Annotated in this window: 14 protein-coding genes and 1 pseudogene; 4 read left to right on the top strand and 11 right to left on the bottom strand. The window is 34.7% G+C overall.

The genetic code is table 11. The features are described 5' to 3' along the window. The first annotated feature begins 6 nt into the window (after window positions 1-6). The 4 genes from IU405_RS03125 to IU405_RS03110 are packed head-to-tail and all read left to right on the top strand — an operon-like array spanning window position 7 to window position 3,750. Entirely contained in the window at window positions 7-1,560 is a 1,554-nt protein-coding gene (locus tag IU405_RS03125) for a sulfatase family protein (protein WP_197437154.1), read from the top strand. A gap of 19 nt (window positions 1,561-1,579) precedes the next feature. Then, window positions 1,580-2,620 carry a sugar kinase gene (locus IU405_RS03120; RefSeq protein ID WP_197437153.1) on the top strand — a complete coding sequence of 347 codons (1,041 nt, stop codon included), beginning with the start codon at window positions 1,580-1,582 and terminating at the stop codon, window positions 2,618-2,620. After that, a complete protein-coding gene (locus tag IU405_RS03115) occupies window positions 2,568-3,080 on the top strand; it encodes a YhcH/YjgK/YiaL family protein (protein ID WP_231749497.1) in 513 nt (170 codons plus the stop codon). The genes IU405_RS03120 and IU405_RS03115 overlap by 53 nt, the downstream gene beginning before the upstream one ends. A 4-nt stretch (window positions 3,081-3,084) precedes the next feature. Next, complete coding sequence (locus tag IU405_RS03110; protein ID WP_197437152.1) at window positions 3,085-3,750, top strand: bifunctional 4-hydroxy-2-oxoglutarate aldolase/2-dehydro-3-deoxy-phosphogluconate aldolase; 666 nt, start codon at window positions 3,085-3,087, stop codon at window positions 3,748-3,750. A gap of 122 nt (window positions 3,751-3,872) precedes the next feature. Here IU405_RS03110 and IU405_RS03105 read toward each other — a convergent pair whose 3' ends face one another. The 11 genes and pseudogenes from IU405_RS03105 to IU405_RS03055 form a co-directional block, all read right to left on the bottom strand. After that, window positions 3,873-4,685: a DMT family transporter gene (locus IU405_RS03105; RefSeq protein WP_197437151.1), complete on the bottom strand. Its 813-nt coding sequence runs from the start codon at window positions 4,683-4,685 to the stop codon at window positions 3,873-3,875. Window positions 4,686-4,828: 143 nt separating this feature from the next. Then, a pseudogene (locus IU405_RS03100) lies at window positions 4,829-5,150 on the bottom strand (sodium:solute symporter family transporter); the annotation flags it as partial. A 32-nt stretch (window positions 5,151-5,182) separates the two neighbouring features. Continuing rightward, window positions 5,183-6,631, bottom strand: coding sequence for a sulfatase (locus IU405_RS03095; RefSeq protein WP_197437150.1), 1,449 nt, complete (start codon window positions 6,629-6,631; stop codon window positions 5,183-5,185). Between the two features lie 9 nt (window positions 6,632-6,640). After that, window positions 6,641-8,167: a sulfatase family protein gene (locus IU405_RS03090; protein WP_231749495.1), complete on the bottom strand. Its 1,527-nt coding sequence runs from the start codon at window positions 8,165-8,167 to the stop codon at window positions 6,641-6,643. A gap of 573 nt (window positions 8,168-8,740) precedes the next feature. Next, complete coding sequence (gene bglX, locus IU405_RS03085; protein ID WP_197437199.1) at window positions 8,741-11,026, bottom strand: beta-glucosidase BglX; 2,286 nt, start codon at window positions 11,024-11,026, stop codon at window positions 8,741-8,743. Window positions 11,027-11,147: 121 nt separating this feature from the next. Next, window positions 11,148-12,713, bottom strand: a complete 1,566-nt coding sequence (locus IU405_RS03080; RefSeq protein ID WP_197437149.1) for a sulfatase — start codon at window positions 12,711-12,713, stop codon at window positions 11,148-11,150. 112 nt (window positions 12,714-12,825) lie between these two features. Continuing rightward, window positions 12,826-14,643: a sulfatase gene (locus IU405_RS03075; RefSeq protein WP_197437148.1), complete on the bottom strand. Its 1,818-nt coding sequence runs from the start codon at window positions 14,641-14,643 to the stop codon at window positions 12,826-12,828. A gap of 252 nt (window positions 14,644-14,895) precedes the next feature. Beyond that, entirely contained in the window at window positions 14,896-16,287 is a 1,392-nt protein-coding gene (locus IU405_RS03070) for a sulfatase-like hydrolase/transferase (RefSeq protein ID WP_197437147.1), read from the bottom strand. Between the two features lie 33 nt (window positions 16,288-16,320). Further along, the gene (locus IU405_RS03065; protein ID WP_197437146.1) at window positions 16,321-17,139 is read right to left on the bottom strand and encodes a heparin lyase I family protein; all 819 of its coding nucleotides are present in this window, start codon (window positions 17,137-17,139) and stop codon (window positions 16,321-16,323) included. A gap of 24 nt (window positions 17,140-17,163) precedes the next feature. Beyond that, window positions 17,164-18,039, bottom strand: coding sequence for a polysaccharide lyase (locus IU405_RS03060; protein WP_197437145.1), 876 nt, complete (start codon window positions 18,037-18,039; stop codon window positions 17,164-17,166). Window positions 18,040-18,067: 28 nt separating this feature from the next. After that, complete coding sequence (locus IU405_RS03055) at window positions 18,068-18,946, bottom strand: heparin lyase I family protein (protein ID WP_197437144.1); 879 nt, start codon at window positions 18,944-18,946, stop codon at window positions 18,068-18,070. Window positions 18,947-19,099 lie beyond the last annotated feature (153 nt).

Below are 19,099 nucleotides of genomic sequence, written 5' to 3'. Positions count from 1 at the left end.
ACCTAAATGAGAATTTATCAATTATTAATTGGTCTAATTATTTTTTGTGCTTGCAACCAATCAAAACAAAAACCCGCAAAAGAGGCTGAAAATAAGACTTCTAAACCCAATATTGTCATTATTTATTTGGATGATTTAGGCTATGGGGATTTAAGTGCTTATGGTGCAACTGAACTAAAAACACCCAATATTGATGCGCTTGCCAATGGCGGAATTAAATTCACAAATGGCTATGCAACTTCTGCAACTTGCACACCAAGTAGGTATGGAATGCTCACAGGAATGTATCCTTGGAGAAATAAAAACGCCAAAATTCTACCTGGAACCGCGCCTTTATTAATTGATACTACCCAACAAACATTGCCCAAATTGCTCAAAAATAATGGCTATCAAACTGCCATTGTGGGTAAATGGCATTTAGGTTTAGGAACTGGTGTGGTGGATTGGAATCAGCATATTTCGCCAGGACCAAATGAAGTAGGTTTTGACGAATCTTACATCATGGCTGCAACACAAGACAGAGTGCCAACGGTGTATATCAACAATGGAAATGTAGTTGGCTTGGACAAAAATGATCCTATTGAGGTCAATTATTTTGAGAATTTTAATGGCGAACCAACTGCTATTTCCAATCCTGAAATGCTCACTATGAAATGGCATCATGGACATAACAGTAGCATTGTAAACGGCATTCCAAGAATTGGTTTTATGAAAGGTGGAAAAGCTGCCAAATGGAGTGATGTTGATATGGCAGATCATTTTTTAGGAAAAGCGCAAGACTATGTAAAAACGCATAAAGACAAACCTTTCTTTTTGTATTATGCCTTGCAACAACCTCATGTACCAAGAACGCCACATCCTAGATTTGTAGGAAAATCGGGCATGGGTCCAAGGGGTGATGTTATTTTAGAAGCCGATTGGATTGTGGGGGAATTTATGAAAACCTTAAAAGAACAAGGGATTTTAGAAAATACCTTAGTCATTTTCTCAAGTGATAATGGCGCTGTTTTGAATGATGGTTATTATGATGATGCTGTGGAAAAAATTGGTAATCACAAACAAAATGGTGATTTAAGAGGTGGTAAATACAGCATTTTTGAAGCAGGACCAAGAGTGCCTTTCATAACCTATTGGAAAGGAAAAATTATACCTCAAGTGTCTGATGCTATTGTTTGTCAAATGGATTTATTAGCTTCTATTGCAAAATTGATTGGTTCTGAAGAATCAACTACAGATAGTGAAAATATCTTGGAGGCTTTCTTAGGAAACTCTAAAAAAGGTCGTGATCAATTGATTATTGAAGCTACTGGAAAAACTGCCTTAAGAAGTGGTGACTGGTTATACATTCCAGCCTATGATGGCAAAAACTTCCGTGAAGAAGTTGGTATTGAAGTGGGGAATTTCCCTTTTGAGCAATTATACAATCTAACAAAAGACAAAAGTCAACAAAACAATTTAGCGAATTCAAATCCTGAAAAAAGAAACGAAATGAAAAAACTATTCATTCAATTAAGGGGTGAAGATTACAATATTGGAGTAAAAGAAGTTGAGTTTAAATAAAAATAAATAATAAAATAATATGAGTAGAGTAGTCACATTTGGAGAAATCATGTTACGATTAGCTCCTGAAGGGTTTTTAAGATTTTCACAAGCAAATAGCTTTGATGTTGTCTATGGTGGAGGAGAATCGAATGTTGCAGTTTCTTTAGCAAATTATGGCATTTCAGTAGATTTTGTAACGCGTTTACCAAAAAATGATATTGGAGAATGTGCCATGATGGAAATGCGCAAAAGAGGCGTTGGTGTTGATAAAATTGTTTGGGGTGGTGATCGTTTAGGAATTTATTTCCTTGAAACAGGAGCTGTTTCTAGAGGTTCTAAAGTCGTTTATGATAGAGCACATTCAGCAATGGCAGACATTCAACCAGGCATGGTAAATTGGGAGGAAGTGTTTAAAGGCGTAGAATGGTTTCATTGGACAGGCATTACACCTGCAATTTCTCAAAGTTCAGCAGATGTTTGTTTAGAGGCTGTAAAAACAGCAAGCAAAATGGGAATTACTATTTCAACAGATTTAAATTACAGAGCAAAACTTTGGAAATTTGGAGGAGATAGAGAAGCAATCATGACTGAATTAACTTCGTTTTGTGATATCATCTTAGGAAATGAAGAAGATGCTGAAATGCATTTTGGTATCAAACCAGAAGGATTAGCCGTTCAAACACATGGACATGATGTAAAGGCAGAAGCTTTCTTATCAGTATGTCAACAAATGATGGCAAAGTTCCCAAAAGCTAAAAAAGTAATTACCACTTTAAGAGGTTCTATCTCAGCATCACACAATACTTGGGCTGGTGTTTTATATGATGGAAAACAAATGCTACAAACACGTCAATATCAAATCACTGACATTGTTGATAGAGTTGGTGGTGGTGATAGTTTTATGGGAGGCTTAATCTACGGATTATTAACGTATCCAGACAATGATCAAAATGCATTAGATTTTGCAGTGGCAGCATCTTGCTTAAAACACACTATAAAAGGAGACGCGAACTTAGTAACAGTAGATGAAGTTACCAAACTTATGGGTGGTGATGCATCTGGTAGAGTGGCAAGATAATTCAGATAAAATGATCATAGATTCACTACACAACGCTTCAAAATACACCAATTTGCATCCTCTTTTTGCAAAAGCTTTTGATTTTATTCGTCAAAATGATTTTGCAACTATCGAAAATGACGTCATCGAAATCGAAGAAGGATTGAAGGTAATTGTCAATACAGCTCAAGGAAAAACTCGGGAAATGAGTTATGCTAAATTTGAATGCCATAATCAACATATTGATATTCAAGTTTGTTTACAAGGTACTGAAACCATGGGATGGAAACCAAGAGAAAAATGTACCAAACCAAAAGGCGATTACAATTCTGAAAAAGATGTCCTCTTTTTTGATGATGTTCCAGACATGGATTTTCAATTAACAGCTGGGCAATTTGTCATCTTCTTTCCTGAAGATGTTCATGCGCCAATGATTGGTGAGGGAATAATTAAGAAATTGGTATTTAAAGTTAAAATTTAAAAAAATGAGCAAAATACAAGTTGTCATCAATACCATCGTTCAACAAGGAATGCTTCCATTGTACTTTCATGCACACGAACATACCACTATAGAAGTGTTAAGAGCTTTATACAGAGCTGGGATAAAAGCCGTAGAATATACAAGTCGTGGAGAAACTGCTGCCAGTAATTTTACCAAAATGGTTGCCATTAGAAATTTAGAAATGCCTGATTTATTATTAGGAATTGGCACCATTAAAAACAAAAAGCAAGCAGAAAAATACATTGAAATAGGCGCTGATTTTTTTATCAGTCCTGGTTTTGTTCCAGAAGTTGCTGCATTGCTCAAAGAAAAAGAAATCTTATACAGTCCAGGCTGTATGACTCCTACAGAAATTATTGTTGCTGAGAATGCAGGGATACAATTCATCAAATTATTTCCCGGAAATATGTTGGGTCCTGATTTTTTAAGTGGCATAAAAGATATTTTTCCTGACTTGGTTTTTATGCCTACTGGAGGTGTAGATACCACAGCTGAAAACATTGGTGCATGGTTTAAAGCAGGCGTTTCTGCGGTTGGAATGGGCAGCAAATTGATCAGTAAAACATTGATGGCAAACAACGATTATACAACCATTGAATCTGAAACCAAAAAAGTATTGCGTTTGATACAAACTATTAAAAATAACTAACCTAAAAACGCCATGACTGCAACAAACACAACTATAGGAAAATACAGATGGACTATTTGTGGTTTGCTTTTTTAAAAAAAATATTTATTCCTTCGTAATATTGAAGTGAGTTAAAATAGATTTTAATCAGTTTTCTTAAGATAAATATTATAAATCAACCCAACTAAAATCAATGAAATCCCAACTAAAGTCCATAAATTATAGTTTTCTTCGAGTACAATAACACCAAAAATAATTGTAAAAATAACTTCCAAATATTTTAAAGGTGCAACTAATGAAGTTTCTCCAACTTGGAATGCTTTTGTCAAAAATAACTGCCCAATATAACCAAAAAGTCCGAGACTAAGTAATAGAAACCATTCTGAAAAATTGGGTTGTTTCCAATGATTTATAGACATAAAACCGCCAAATAAAAAAGCCATTATCATAAAATAATTTATAATTACTAATGGATGATCATTTGTTCCAATTTTTCTTAAAACAACAAAAGTTAACCCCATAAAAAATGCTGATGAAATTGCTAAAATCAATCCAATTGTTGTGACGTCAATACCAAAGCCTTTTATGATAAGGACCCCTATAAATGCAATGATAAATAGCACCCATTGAATTGCTTTTATTTTTTCTTTTAAAAAAAACATTGCAAAAACCCCCGCAAAAATTGGTGCTGTGTATCTAAGAGAAACTGCGGTTCCAACAGATAAATACTGTAATGATGAAAAAAAACAAGAAAGAGAAATAAGACCCAAAAAACCTCTTGCTATTAATAATCTCTTTTTGTTTCCTAAAAAGGGAATTTTTTGTTTTAAAACAATTGGAATTGTAAATGCCAATGTTCCTAAAGTCCTAAAAAATACTATTTGATACACATTGAAATTTGATAAGTATTTAACAACAATATTCATAAGCGCAAAAGCAATTACGCTAAAAATCATGAAATATATTGGAGCGTTTTTGTTCATATTAAAAAATATTAATCATATAAAAAATCAATTTTCAGAGTGATTAAAATTATTTTAGATTCATTTATACTTTTCAAAAGTAACATGTTAATTATCAAAAAAATATTATTTTAAAAACCTTTTTCAATAAAAATGGGCAAGAAATACTTCCCTACTATGATTAAAGTAAGGGCTGCCATCCACTCATAAGAAGCAATTGCCAAACCTGAGGCAAATCCCGAGCCTGACATTCCAATAAATTGTTCAGCAGAAATATTTGCTGCAATTAACGAGGCTCCAATTGCCCACCAAGGCAATGATTTACTGGCTAAAAAGTAATCTTCGGCATTTTTTTTGATGCCCTTTTTTGTCTCTAGAAACCCATAATCCTACTCCTAGAATCAGAATAGCATACGCAATAAAAATGATGTAATCTATTAGATGAAATTTTGAAGTCATTATTATGTATTTAGTTGAATGTGAATTATTTTTTACTTTATGTTAGGATCGTATTTAGGGTTCTCTGTCGGAAATTGAGCATCAACTTTATGATACCATTTAAACAAAAGTTCTTTTAATTCCAGTACTTTCTCAGGGTTTTCATTCAATAGATTTTGTTCTTCTGATATATCATTATTTAGATTATACAACTCATAACTATCATTTTCAAAATGCCGTATTAGCTTCCAATCTCCTTTTCTAACAGCGCTGTACGGCTTTGCTCCTTGTGTATGATAATGGGGATAATGCCAAAAAAGGGCCTCTCTTTCATAAGCGTTTTCATTATTTATAATTGGCAGTAGGCTAATACCATCTATCTCTTTTTTTATTGATGATGGCAACTCTAAACCCGCTAATTCTAGTAAAGTTGGATAATAATCCATAGAAATTATTGGCGTGTAAGATTTAGTCCCCTTATCAATCATATCTGGAGCTACAATAATACTTGGCACTCTAACGCCACCCTCATACATATTACCCTTACCTTCTCTTAAAGGATAATTATCGGTCACCTTATTTTTTTTATTGCCAATTAATCCTCCATTATCCGATGTAAACACAATAATGGTATTTTCTAGAATTTTAGCACGCTCTAACTCATCAATAATTCGGCCTACAGCATCATCCATATGCTCTACCATAGCAGCATAAACGGCATTTTTTTGATACGCAGATGAATCAACTAAGGCAGTATACTTATTTACTTTTTCTTCTTTGGCCTGCAATGGAGTGTGCACATTATAAAGCCAAAAATTTAAAAAAAAGGGTTTCTCATTATGCGCTTTTATGAACTCACAGGCTTCATTTGTCAAACGCTCTGTAAGGTATTCATCACTAGGTAAATCTTTTAAGCGAGGGTTCCCAAAGGGTGCAAAATACCCCTTACTGCCCATTGCAACATTTCTATTAGGACTCCCTTTTGACCAACCCCCTTTATTCATATCGAAACCTTGATTTTCAGGCCAGTATATAGCATCTTCGCCCAAATGCCACTTGCCTATATGAGCAGTGGTATAACCATTTAGTTTAAAAGCCTCTGCTAGTGTTACCTCTGTAGTATCCATATACATCGTCCAGTCTGGCACCTTAAGCTTAGCATAAGGTTTTTTATGCCCTTCAATCCAATCAGTGCAGTTAATTTTAGCAGGATATTTGCCAGTCATAATACTGGCTCTGGTAGGAGAACAAACAGTACAAGCAGCATATCCATTAAAAAAACTAACTCCCGCTTTTGCTAGTTTATCTACATTAGGGGTTTGATAGTAATCACTTCCATAACAACTAATATCTTTCCATCCCAAATCGTCCACTAAAATAAATACTACATTGGGCTTTTTTGTATTCGTGTTATCAAAAACATTTTTACAAGAAATACATAAAATAACTAAAAGAGATAGTCCTATTAAAATTTGAATTTTTATTTGATTTGCCTTATTCATTGTATTAAATTATTTTTCACTCAACTCAGCGTTCAATAATAAGCTTAATTCTTTAGCTTTTTGAGGATACTTACTCGCCAAATTATTTGTTTCACTTGGATCTTCTGGTAAAAAGAAAAGCGCACCTTCATTACCTATGTAATCAAATATCATTTCATCGATACTACCTTTGCTGCGAACCTTACCTGGTGGAATGTACTTCCACGCACCTTTGCGAATGGATTTTATACCCACTCCTTGCAAAACAACGTGTTCTCTACCTTTGTTGGATTTTCCGGTTAGCAGATTAATGAGGTTTTGACTATCGATTTCAAAATCATCGGAAATCTTACCTCCTGTTAAGTCCGCAAAACTGGCCAATAAATCTGCCTGACTTATAATAGCATCTGAGACCCCTTTTTGTATATTGTTGGGACCCGAAACAATAAATGGCACACGACAGCCTCCCTCCCAAGCACTATATTTTCCACCACGATATGGCCCTGTTGGTTGATGATCGCCATTCTTCTCATAAGCACCATCATAGTAGCCATCATAAACTGCGGGTCCATTGTCACTAGTGAATACAATAATTGTATTTTCATACAAACCATTTTCTTTTAAAGATTTTACAATCTGTCCTACATTCCAATCTAATTGTACCACTACATCACCGCGAACACCTAGAGATGTAGAACCTTTAAAACGTGGATGTGGAATTCTAGGTACGTGGTTTTCATGCGAAGCATAAAATAAAAAAAACGGTTTCTTTTTATTCTTCTCTATAAAATTTACGACTTTATTTAGATAAATATCGCCCATATTTTCATCCTTCCATCGAGCACTTTTTCCTCCACTCATCCAACCAATACGACCTACGCCATTCACAATAGTACCTGAATGTTGTATGTTGGTTTGAGTTTTTAATAACTCAGGATGAGACAAACCAGTTGGGTCATTACCAATAGGCTTTTTATAACTTACTTGTACAGGGTCGTTGCTATCCAAATTTTCAATATATCCATTTTCTATATACACTGAAGGTACACGATCATTTGTTGCTGCCATATGGTAAGAATAGTCAAAACCTACCTCGTTTGGCCCAGGTGTAATAAAGGTATTCCAATCTAATGGATTTTTAGGACTACCCAAACCCAAATGCCACTTACCCACTAAGCCTGTTGTATAACCTACGCCTTTTAACATAGCTGGTAATGTAGGTTGTGCTGGATCAATAATTAATGGTGCGTTTCCTGGTAATACTTTTTCTTGTTTTGCACGATAATTACGGAATGGATATTGACCCGTAAGTATAGAATAACGCGAAGGTGTGCAGGTTGAAGCTGTTGCATATCCTGCAGTAAAACGCATACCTTCTTCAGCAAGTTTATTTATATTAGGTGTAGGAATTGCTTCTCCTCCGTAACAACCAATATCGCCATAACCAATATCATCTGCATAAATTAAAATGATGTTTGGATTTTCTTGAGATAATACCATTTGAGTACCTAGTAATACAAGCACAATAGTTACCATCCATTTTATTTTATGTTTCATTTCCCTAATACAAAAAATCATATTTTAAATTTTATTTTTAACGTAAACTTCTATTGTATTCATACTATTACTCATCTTATCAAATTATTCTCTAAATGTTTCTGCATCAACAAAAAAATAAATAGAGTACATCTTTTTAAAGATTTTAATACTTCGCTAAAGTATAAAGTATGACACCTTACTGTTTTAACAATTGTACAGCTATTTTATATTTTTATCCATTAGTAGTCGAATTAAATCGATTAGAAAATGCATACAAAAAAAGGGATACCATAGCATAAATCATTTTTTTGAATTTTGATTTTAACTTAAAATACCCCTAGAAAACGAGAAATCTCTTGAAATAATTTACCCGAACTATTTATTTCATTACTACTGATTATTGAATTACATTTTTGAATTTGCCTTTATGAAATTGTATCTCCCTTAGTTTAGCAACTCTTTTACCTTTGTTGACCTCAATAAAAATGATTGTAAAATCTAGTTTATAAATATCATTGGGAATAATTCCTATATACCTGATAATTGCAGTTTACTGCATCTTCATTTTCAAAACCTTTAGAGTTGTTTTATCTATTCAGCAAGATTAAAACTAGCACTTAATGAAGCATTTGAACTACCACCAATATATACTTTAAAATCGCCAGGTTCTGCCTCCCACTTATTGTTTACTGTATAATATTGAATGGTTTCTTTATCAATAGTAAAAGATACTTCTTTAGACTCACCAGGTTTTAAAGTAACCATTTCAAAACCTTTCAACTCTCTTACGGGTCTTGTTGTTGAACCTACCAAATCTTGAATATACATTTGCACCACTTCTTTACCCGTATAATTACCGGTATTTTTTAAAGTACAGGAAACCTGTATAGCACTGTCTTTTGATAAATAATTTGTACTTAACTTGATATCCTCATAAGAAAAAGATGTGTAACTTAACCCAAACCCAAACTCATATAAAGGCTCATTATCAACATCAGAGTAGTGACTCCAATACACACCTTTTCCTTTTTTTAATACGGGTCTTCCTGTAGTTTTATGATTATAATAAATTGGCACTTGTCCTACGTTTTTTGGAAAACTCATTGTTAGTTTACCACTAGGATTATAATCACCATATAAAACCTCGGCTATGGCATTACCACTTTGCGTACCTAATTGCCAAGCTTCTACTATAGCTGGTAAATGTTCATCTGCCCAATTAATTGCCAAGGGCCTTCCGTTCATTAAAACAAGTACTATATTTTTATTGACTTTATACACAGCTTCTAACAATTCTTGTTGCAAACCTGGTAAATCTAAGTTTGTTCTACTTCTTCCTTCTCCAGATTGTAAACCGTGTTCACCAAGTACCATAAGAACTACATCTTTATTTTTTGCAGCATTTACAGCCTTTTTAATCCCAGTTCTATCTGAAGTATTAATTTTAATTTCATCTCTAGAGTTCGGCTTTCCTTCAAACACTTTTGGTCCTGGTTGATAGCTAATTCTATTATTTGTATATGTATTTAAGCCTTCTAGAACAGAAATAGCAGTACCATCTTTAGAAGCTACTCTCCAATTGCCTAATGGACTTGTTTTATCATTAGCAAGTTCACCCACAACTAAAATATCTAGTCCCTCTTTTTTAAGTGGTAATAATTGGCCTTCATTTTTTAATAAAACAATAGATTTTTTTGCGATATCTAAAGCGTCTGCATGTAATTTTTTATTGCCTAATACTTCTTTTTCTCTTTCTAAATCGCAATATTTATACGGGTCATTAAAAAGTCCCAATTCAAATTTCACTTTTAAAATTCTACCAGCAGCTTCATCTACTAAAACCTCATCTACTTGCCCATCCTTTACCAAATTCGCAAGATGTTTTACATACGCAAAAGATTGCATATCCATATCGTTACCTGCTAAGACCGCCATTTTTGTAGCTTCTTCTAAATCTTTTGCGTAGGTATGTGCTACTAATTCTGCTATTGTACCCCAATCAGATACTACAAAACCATCAAAGTTCCATTCCTTTTTTAAGAGTTCTCGTTGTAAATACGTATTTGCTGTTGCAGGAATACCATTTAAATCGTTAAAGGAATTCATAAAGGTTTTTACACCTGCATCTGCTGCCGCTTTAAATGGTGGTAAAATAAAGTTATGCAACGTAGAGGTTCCTACATCTACAGTATTATATTCTCTACCAGATTCAGCAAACCCATAAGCTACAAAATGTTTAGCGCAAGCAGCAATTGTATTGTGAGCAGATAAATCATCACCCTGAAACCCTTTGACTCTTGCTGTTGCGATAAGGCTTCCTAAATAGGTATCTTCTCCTGCTCCTTCCATAACTCTGCCCCATCTGGCGTCTCTAGAGATATCAACCATTGGAGCAAATGTCCAGTTTATTCCTTGTGCTGATGATTCTATGGCTGCATTTCTAGCTGATTGTTCAATAGCTTTTAAATCCCAACTTGCAGATTCTGCTAGGGGCACTGGTGCTAATGTTTTCTGACCGTGTATAACATCTAAGGCAAATATTAAAGGAATACCTAGTCGTGTTTTTTCTACTGCTATTTTTTGTATTTCCAATACAGCTTCTGCACTTTTAACATTTAGCATAGATCCTACTAAACCCTGTTCTATATGTTTGTATTTAGTTGCATCACTTCCTGCTTTTGGGCTTGGCCCAGTAGGATCAAAAAAACCTGTATATTGGTTCATTTGACCAATCTTTTCTTCAAGAGTCATTAAACGTAATAAAGAATCTACTTTTTTATCTATGGCTATTTTAGACTTTTTACCTGTCGATGATTCACAGCTTATTATTACAGTAAGCAGCACGAGAATTTTAAAAAGTGTTGTGTAGTTTTTCATTTTTTTGTTTTGTGTAGTTTTTGATAATTTTTCTTTCAAATCAATAGTTTTGTTTTAAGGTTGTAGAATGCAAAATTAATTCGTCTTTAAAACTTTATCCGTACATTTTTAATTGAATTGATCATTTTACCCCCTCCAAGCCATTTTTTGCACGTTTAAAGTTTTTCTCCTGACGCTTCTTAAGTGTTTCTTTTCTACGATCAACTTGTGGTACTTGGGTAACTTTATACTTCATCCTAAGCTCTTTAAGTTTTAACTTTAAGTCTTTTACTACTTTTATATATGCTGTATTAGAGTAAACGTTGCGCATCTCATTAGGGTCATTTTTAAGATTATATAACTCCCATTCTTCATCATTGGGTACATCTAATCCATAAAATTTTATCAATTTAAAGTGCCCATCTGTTACCCCTTCATGACGTCGCACAGCATGGTAGCCTGGATATTGATAATAATGGTAATACAAATGTGTTCGCCAATCTTCAGGAGACTTCCCTTTTAATAGCGGTAATAAACTTAACCCTTGCATGTCTTGGGGAATCTGAACACCTGCAATATCTAAAAACGTCTCTGCAAAATCAATATTTTGAACTAAGTGCTTGTCACAAGAATTAGGTGTAATCACATTTGGCCATTTGGCTATTAAGGGTGTTCGGAATGACTCTTCGTACATAAAACGTTTATCAAACCAGCCATGTTCACCAAGATAAAAACCTTGATCGGAAGCATACATTATCACTGTATTTTGGTCTAAACCATTTTCTTTTAGATACTTTAATAGCACTCCAATTTGTTCATCCATACCAGAAACACAAGCCATATAATCGCGCATATAAGTCTGATATTTCCAGCGTACCAGTTCCTTTCCAGTTAAATTTTTTGTCTTTAACTCGTTCCATCTATCACTTCCCTTAACAACCTTTAAATCTTCTAGCATGCGCATGGTGTAAGCGATGGTCATGTCCTGATTCTTGGCAGCTGTACCTCGATGATCATAATCATCGAATAACGATTCGGGTTCAGGAAATACAACATTTTTATAATGCTCTTGCCAACGTTTCATAGGTTCCCATTTACGATGCGGTGCTTTATAGTGCACCATCATCATAAAAGGATTATTCGTATCCCGACCATTTTCTAGCCAATTAATGGCTCGTTCTGTAATGACTTCGGAGGAGTGACGTCCTTTATAATGCGTGGTATCTTTTTCGGTTACAAACTCAGGATTCCAATAATTTCCTTGTCCTGGTAATACCTCCCAATAGTTAAAGCCTTGTAACTTGCCATCCAGATGAATTTTACCTACCATAGCTGTTTGGTAGCCATGCTGTTGTAATATCTTCTGAAACTGTTCTTGATTATGATTAAAAGGTACGCGGTTATCTACTTTTCCGTTGATGTGGCTATGCTTACCCGTGAGCAGAGTGGCTCTACTTGGTGCACAGATAGAGTTGGCCACATAGGCTTTTTCAAACAACATTCCTTCCTTAGCCAAACGATCTAGATTAGGAGTAGGATTTAATTGTTGAAACCGATCTGCATAGGCTCCTAAAGCCTGATAGGCATGATCATCGGAAAATAACCAAATGATGTTAGGGCGAGCCTGTTTATTATTAGGTTTCGTGCATGAAACTACAACAAATCCTAAAAGAAGGATATAGGTTATTAATTGTTTTAATATTTTCATAGGTCTAAGATTCTATTTTGAATATTAACAATCAGACCAACTGGTTTTGTAAGTACTTTTTACTATTCTTGTTTTTGAAATTTTGCTAAACGACTTTTTAGTATTCATTTTTCTAATTTTTTAAAATTTGTAACATGCGTTTTTCATAATCGCCCAATTGTTCTTCTTCTGGTATATAATTCATCAACACCTTGGCATCCTTATCTATCCAATCTATCATATTAAGCACGGTTAATGTTGCTTCTGATTTTTCTGTAAGAAGCGTTTGTAAACATTTTAACCCTTTTTTCTTTTTCTTATTGCGTATTAGTGTCCAAGCAGCCATTGCACGTACCTCGTCGCAATCGTCATTAAGAACTGTTTCTGCAGCTTTATAATCGTCAAGTAAAAAGCAACCCACGATACCCCAATAGCGAAGTCCTGAATCGGTTGATTTTAATAGTTTTTGTAATTTGGGTAAATTTTCCTTTTTCTTTTCAAGTGCCACATCTGCAGCATCTAATAACGCTGGTAGGCTATAAAGTTCAGGATTACGAACCATTTGATAAATGGTGGTGTTATGATCTGATGCCCGTTTTAACATTTCAGATTCTGGAAGTAATCCTGAATCGTGTATTTTTAATTGCCAATTACGCAAAGCCTCACGCATTTTTTTAATTTGCTCGTGATGTGTATCGCTCCCTACTAAATTGTGAATATTATCAGGATCATTGTTCAAATCATAAAACTCTTCGGAATACATTTTCGGATAAAAGTATTTCGACTGCACTTCATTGGCTTTGCCTTCTTTTACATAATTATCCCAAGACTGAGCTGCTTTTGCCTTCCAAAGGTATCCAAGCTTCTGCATCCAGGGAACATACGGCATATAATTGCGGATGTAAAGAAAATCCTTTGAATATACAGCCCTGGCGTTATCCAATCGTTCATCCATTCTACCACGGAAAGCAAAATGAAATGGTTGTTCTGCTTCCTTTTCTTTCCCTATAAATATATTTCCTTGCATACAGTCAGGCACTTCGCTACCGGTAAGACTTAACCAAGTTTTTGGCATATCTACGAAGCTCACTAAACGATCTACTGTTGTTCCTTTCTCGGCATTTGGCCATAAGTGTTTATATTTTTCAGGAATTCTAATAATTAGAGGCGAGTGAATTCCACCTTTAAACAAAAAACGTTTACTGCGTGGCATAACTCCACCATGATCAGAATTATAGATTACAATGGTATTTTCTGCCAGTCCAAGTTCTTCCAATTTTTGAATAGCTTCACCAATCTTGGCATCCATTTTTTTAATTGCATCATAGTATAATGCATAATTTTTTCGAATGGTGGGCAAATCTGGATGGTAGGCATACAATTCCAAATCGTTAGGACTATGTTCCGTTTTTTCAATATCACGTCCATCTTTACCATCATGAGCTTTGCTTTCGTGAGACTCACCAAAATTAATAATTTGAAAGAAAGGCTGATTCGCTTTAAGAATATCCCATTCGACTTCAGGTTGGCTATTATTATCCCAACATTCCTTGTCATCTCTTCCACCAATATTATAGTCAGTTTTTTTAGAATTTGCTACATAGTATTTGTTTTTCTTCAATGCATCAGGATAATAAGGTATCATGTCATGCGGAATATTGTTTCTACTTCTCATGTGGTGTGTCCCCATTGAAATAGCATTAACACCTGTTATCCATGAACTTCTCTGAGGTGCACAAACCGGAGCATTGGCATAACAATGGGTATAACGAAAACCTTGCTCTGCTAATCCATCAATATTTGGGGTTTCTGCATAAGGGTTACCATAAGACCCAATCCAGTTAACGCTGTTGTCTTCGCTTGTAAGCCAAAGGATATTGGGTTTGTCTTGTGCGTTTGTATTCACTACCAAGAAAACCACTACATACAAAAAAAATCTTATTTTAGGCATTAGATGAAATTTTATTTTTACTAAGTTAGTGAGTATACAACCTTACTTTTTTAATGATTGTACACTTGTTTTATAAATATATACATCTCTATTAAAATGATACGATTATGGCATCTTTAACTCATAGGGAGTATTGAATATGAGTATTTAATGTTAAATCAGCATTTTTATGAAGAAGAAAGACATCATTTATAAGATGTAGCTCCTTTTTATCTAGAATTAAAAATTGTTTCGCCTATGTCTAAATACCCCTTACTTCTTTATTTTTCCAGAAAATGGCCAATGCGGATTGGCTTCACTCTGATTTAACATTATGGTATCCATTTCCTTTACCCTTTTGGTATACTCCAATGCAAGATTTTGCTGCTCATACACATCGTTATTAATATTATAGAGTTCGGCATTACCACTTTTCTGATAACGCAATACTTTCCAATCGCCTTTACGCAAAGCAGTTCTGAAGCCTTCTTGCGTTTTACCTTCTTGCAATTCCCAGTATAGGTGTTCGTGCTTTTTTTGGGTATTACCCATTAACTCAGGCAAGAAAGATATACCATCGGTTTGAGAAGGACTTTCTACACCCACTATTTGAGCCAATGTTGGCATGATATCATAAAAAATACCTGGATGATTAGAAATGCTTCCTGCTTTAATCTTTCCTTTCCACCAGGCAATCATAGGAACACGAATACCTCCTTCATACATATCTCTTTTTTTACCTTTTAATCCTCCAGCGCTTTTAAAGAATAAATCGCTGTGATTTTCGGCTTGTGGCCCATTATCACTAGTAAAAACTACCAATGTGTTATCTAATTCGTTCATTTCCTCTAGCTTATCTAACAAACGTTGTACTTGTTCATCTAGCATGGTAATGCGTGATGCATGACGTCGTTCGTTTTCTGGCCAACCAAACTCATTGTAGCGTTCAGTTTCTCTTAAATCGGGTTCATGGACGTGAGGAGTTCTATATGACATCACTAGAAAAAGCGGTTTATTAGCATCTCTTTTTTTATCTAAGAAATCAATCGCTAAATTGGTACGGAAAACGTCTTTGCAATCATATTGTTTCCAATCATAATAAAGCACACTATCTCTTTTGTTTACCCAATGGTCGTTTTCATCAAACTTTCCACCCTCTAACTTATTGCCCCATTGCTCTTGTATTGCGTAATCAAAACCTCTACCTGTTGCCCAAGTACTTACATCTTCAGGAACCCCAAGATGCCATTTGCCAATAAATGAAGTTTGATAACCAGCATCTTTAAGCATTTCTCCAATAGTAATTTCTGATTTTTTTAGTGCTACTCGCCCCCAGTTGCCATCTGCTACATGACCATAATTACCTCTAACATTTAACTTACCCACCTGCATACCTGTCATTAACACCCCTCTTGATGGTGCACATACAGCACTTCCTGCATAAAACTGCGTAAACCGCATGCCTTCGCTAGCTAATTTATCAATATTGGGTGTTTTTATTACTTCTTGACCATAGCAACCTAACTCACCATACCCCATATCATCCGCTAAAAGAATCACAATATTGGGTTGTGAAGGTTTGTTTTGATGCTCTGTTTTTTTAGAAGTATTGTTGCAAGAGAAAATTAAAACAGTGATACTAACATAAATTGTTTTTAAAGACATACGTTTCATTATAAAAAGTATTTACAAAATATATTATTTACTGCGAGGTGCAACTAACTGATAAGAACCATTTTCATCGGCAATACGTATCTCATCATGATAAACTGTACGAGAATAATTAGCAGGCATATCTATACCCCAAGAATTGTTTTTAAACTGTGCAGAGTAAAGGCCAAACTTCAGATAAGCCCCTTCTTTCTTTTCAATTTGATGGTTATCCCCAATCCAATCTACAACAAGCTTATTATTACACCACACCTGTATAATACCGTCTTTATTATCAATTTTATAATGAATTACCCAATCTACCCATTTTCCAATTTCAATTGGTAATTTTACCATTTCTCGGGAAGCAGTTCCTTCTAAACCTAAGACTTCACTATCTACAATTACCTCTTTATTTCCTATGTACCTTATAAGAAGGGGTTGTGGCTGACCTAGACCCAATTCTTTAGGGTATTTCCAGTCGAAATAATGCCATTGCAGCAGCATACCCTGATCTTGGATGCTATCAGAATCATTAAAATCATCACCCAACATAGTGCTTATTCCTAACCAATACTCTTTACCTGGTTTAAAAATGATGTCTTCCCTGTTCAAACTAACTTCGGTTCTATACCTTACTTCTTTGTCTGGGCTTATTTGAGTTTTCATTACGTATTTTCCAGCACGTGCATTTTTCATCTTTACCACTTCAGGTGCATTTCCTGATTTTTTAAGATTCATTTGCCCGGATTCAAAACCCTCCTCAAACAATAGCGCCTTTTTTTCAATTTGTTTTGTTAATTTTTGCGCTTCTGCGTTTAAAAAAAATGACAAAAATACTACCGCTATTGCTAATTTTTTTTTCATACTATTTATGTTGAGTTTGTTAATTTAATTCCTTACTGGGGCTACAAGATCATAGCATCCGTCAGCTCCAGCAATTCGAAGATTATCGTGGTAAACTGTACGTGTAGCCCCTTGTGGCATTGATATTACAAAATCTTTGTCTGGATTAAATTGAGCAGCATATAGCCCAAATTTCATATAAGCTCCCTCAATCATTTCTACCTGGTGGTTATCTCCTGTCCAATCCAATACCTGGGTACCATTCCACCATATTTGAATTATACCATCCTTGTCATCAAACTTTATATGAATTACCCAATCTATCCATTGACCAATTGTTGCAGGAACATCTGCTAAGTACCCATCTATCATTTCACATTGAATATTTATTTTACCATTGTCATAACGTAATACGAAAGGCTGAGCATCTGGCACTTCTGGACGTCTCCAATTATCGTAATGCCATTGCATTATCATGCCTTGATCATTAAAAGGAGAAGGCAATACAAAATCTGTATCTAACTTTGTACTGATACCTACCCAATATTCTTCTTCAGGCTTAAAGTACATGGCATCTTTAAGGGAAAGCTCAGTACGATACAGATTATCTCTTTCTGGGGATATTTGCGATTTAAGTATATACTCACCTTCACGAGCATCTGTGGTTTTTATAACTTCGGCTGGGTTACCGCTTGTTTTAATTTCTTTTATATTTGACGTATAATCACCAGTTTCAAAAGACTCTTGCATTGTTAATTGAGCACCAGCGACACAGTCGCCAACTTCATCTGGCGGTACTATTATATTATTATCCTGCTCTTTTTTTTCACATGAAACCGATAGTACTAAGATTAGCACCATACATAATTTTGATATCTGTAATGTATTACAATGGAATTTGCTATTTGTTTTTGTTTTCATCTCTTATCTATTTTTAATTAAAACTAATTTAATGTTTAGGCGCTACAAGTTCGTAACATCCTTCTTTGCCTGCAATACGTACTTCATCATGATAAACAGTACGAGACTGTCCTTTAGGCAGTGGACCCATGTTTGTTTCTCTATATTGAGATGAATACAATCCAAATTTCATATAAGTAGAACCATTCGCCCTTTCTTCCTGATGATTATCTCCAGTCCAATCAACCACTTTATTACCGTTCCACCATACCTCAAAAAGACCTTCTTTACTATCGAACTTTACATGAATCACCCAATCTACCCATTCGCCAAATTTGGCAGGAGTTGAAGCTAAATAATCATCTAACAACTCACATTGTATGTATACTTTTCCATCTCTATAGCGTCCAACAAGTGGTTGAGCATCCGGAACTCCTGTGCTACGCTGATGATAATGCCATTGAAATATCATTCCTTGATCATTGAAAGAGTGGAACATGTTAAAATCTTCATCAAGTTTGGTACTTATTCCTACCCAATACTCCTTTTGTGGTTCAAACAACAACCCTGATTTATTTAACGTAACTTCTGTTCGGTAGGGATGAGCAGTTTCAAAAGATAATTGATATTTCATGACATAATTCCCTCCTCGTGCAGTTTCACTTTGTATCACTTCAGGAGGATTGCTCCTATCACCCGAAACCTTTAAGTTTAATTCTCCTAGTTCAAATCCTTCTTCGAATATCAGTTGGGCACCTTCTTTACATTCTTGCACCTCAACCTCAGGTGTTATTATTGCTGGAAGTTTATTTTTGCTTTCTGAAGAAGCTGTAAATAATATTAACAATGCAGCAAAAAAACCTTTTGACCAAACTGTAATTTTGTGTGTGATTTTTAATTGATTTTTGGTGTAAAACATTTTTCTCATAGTTAATCCTTTTTTTTAATTTTAGTTGCTTCAATACTTAAAATCCATCTCCAGGAGCAGCAGGACTTTGTGCCTGAGCTTTTTTAGGATTCAAAATCATATAAGTACCTAATGCAGTTAATGCTGCATATTTACTATAATTACCTATTTTCT

Origin of the sequence: Polaribacter sp. BAL334 (assembly GCF_015767435.1) — a bacterium.
GTDB lineage: Bacteria > Bacteroidota > Bacteroidia > Flavobacteriales > Flavobacteriaceae > Polaribacter.
This window is presented reverse-complemented; position numbering and strand designations above follow the sequence as displayed.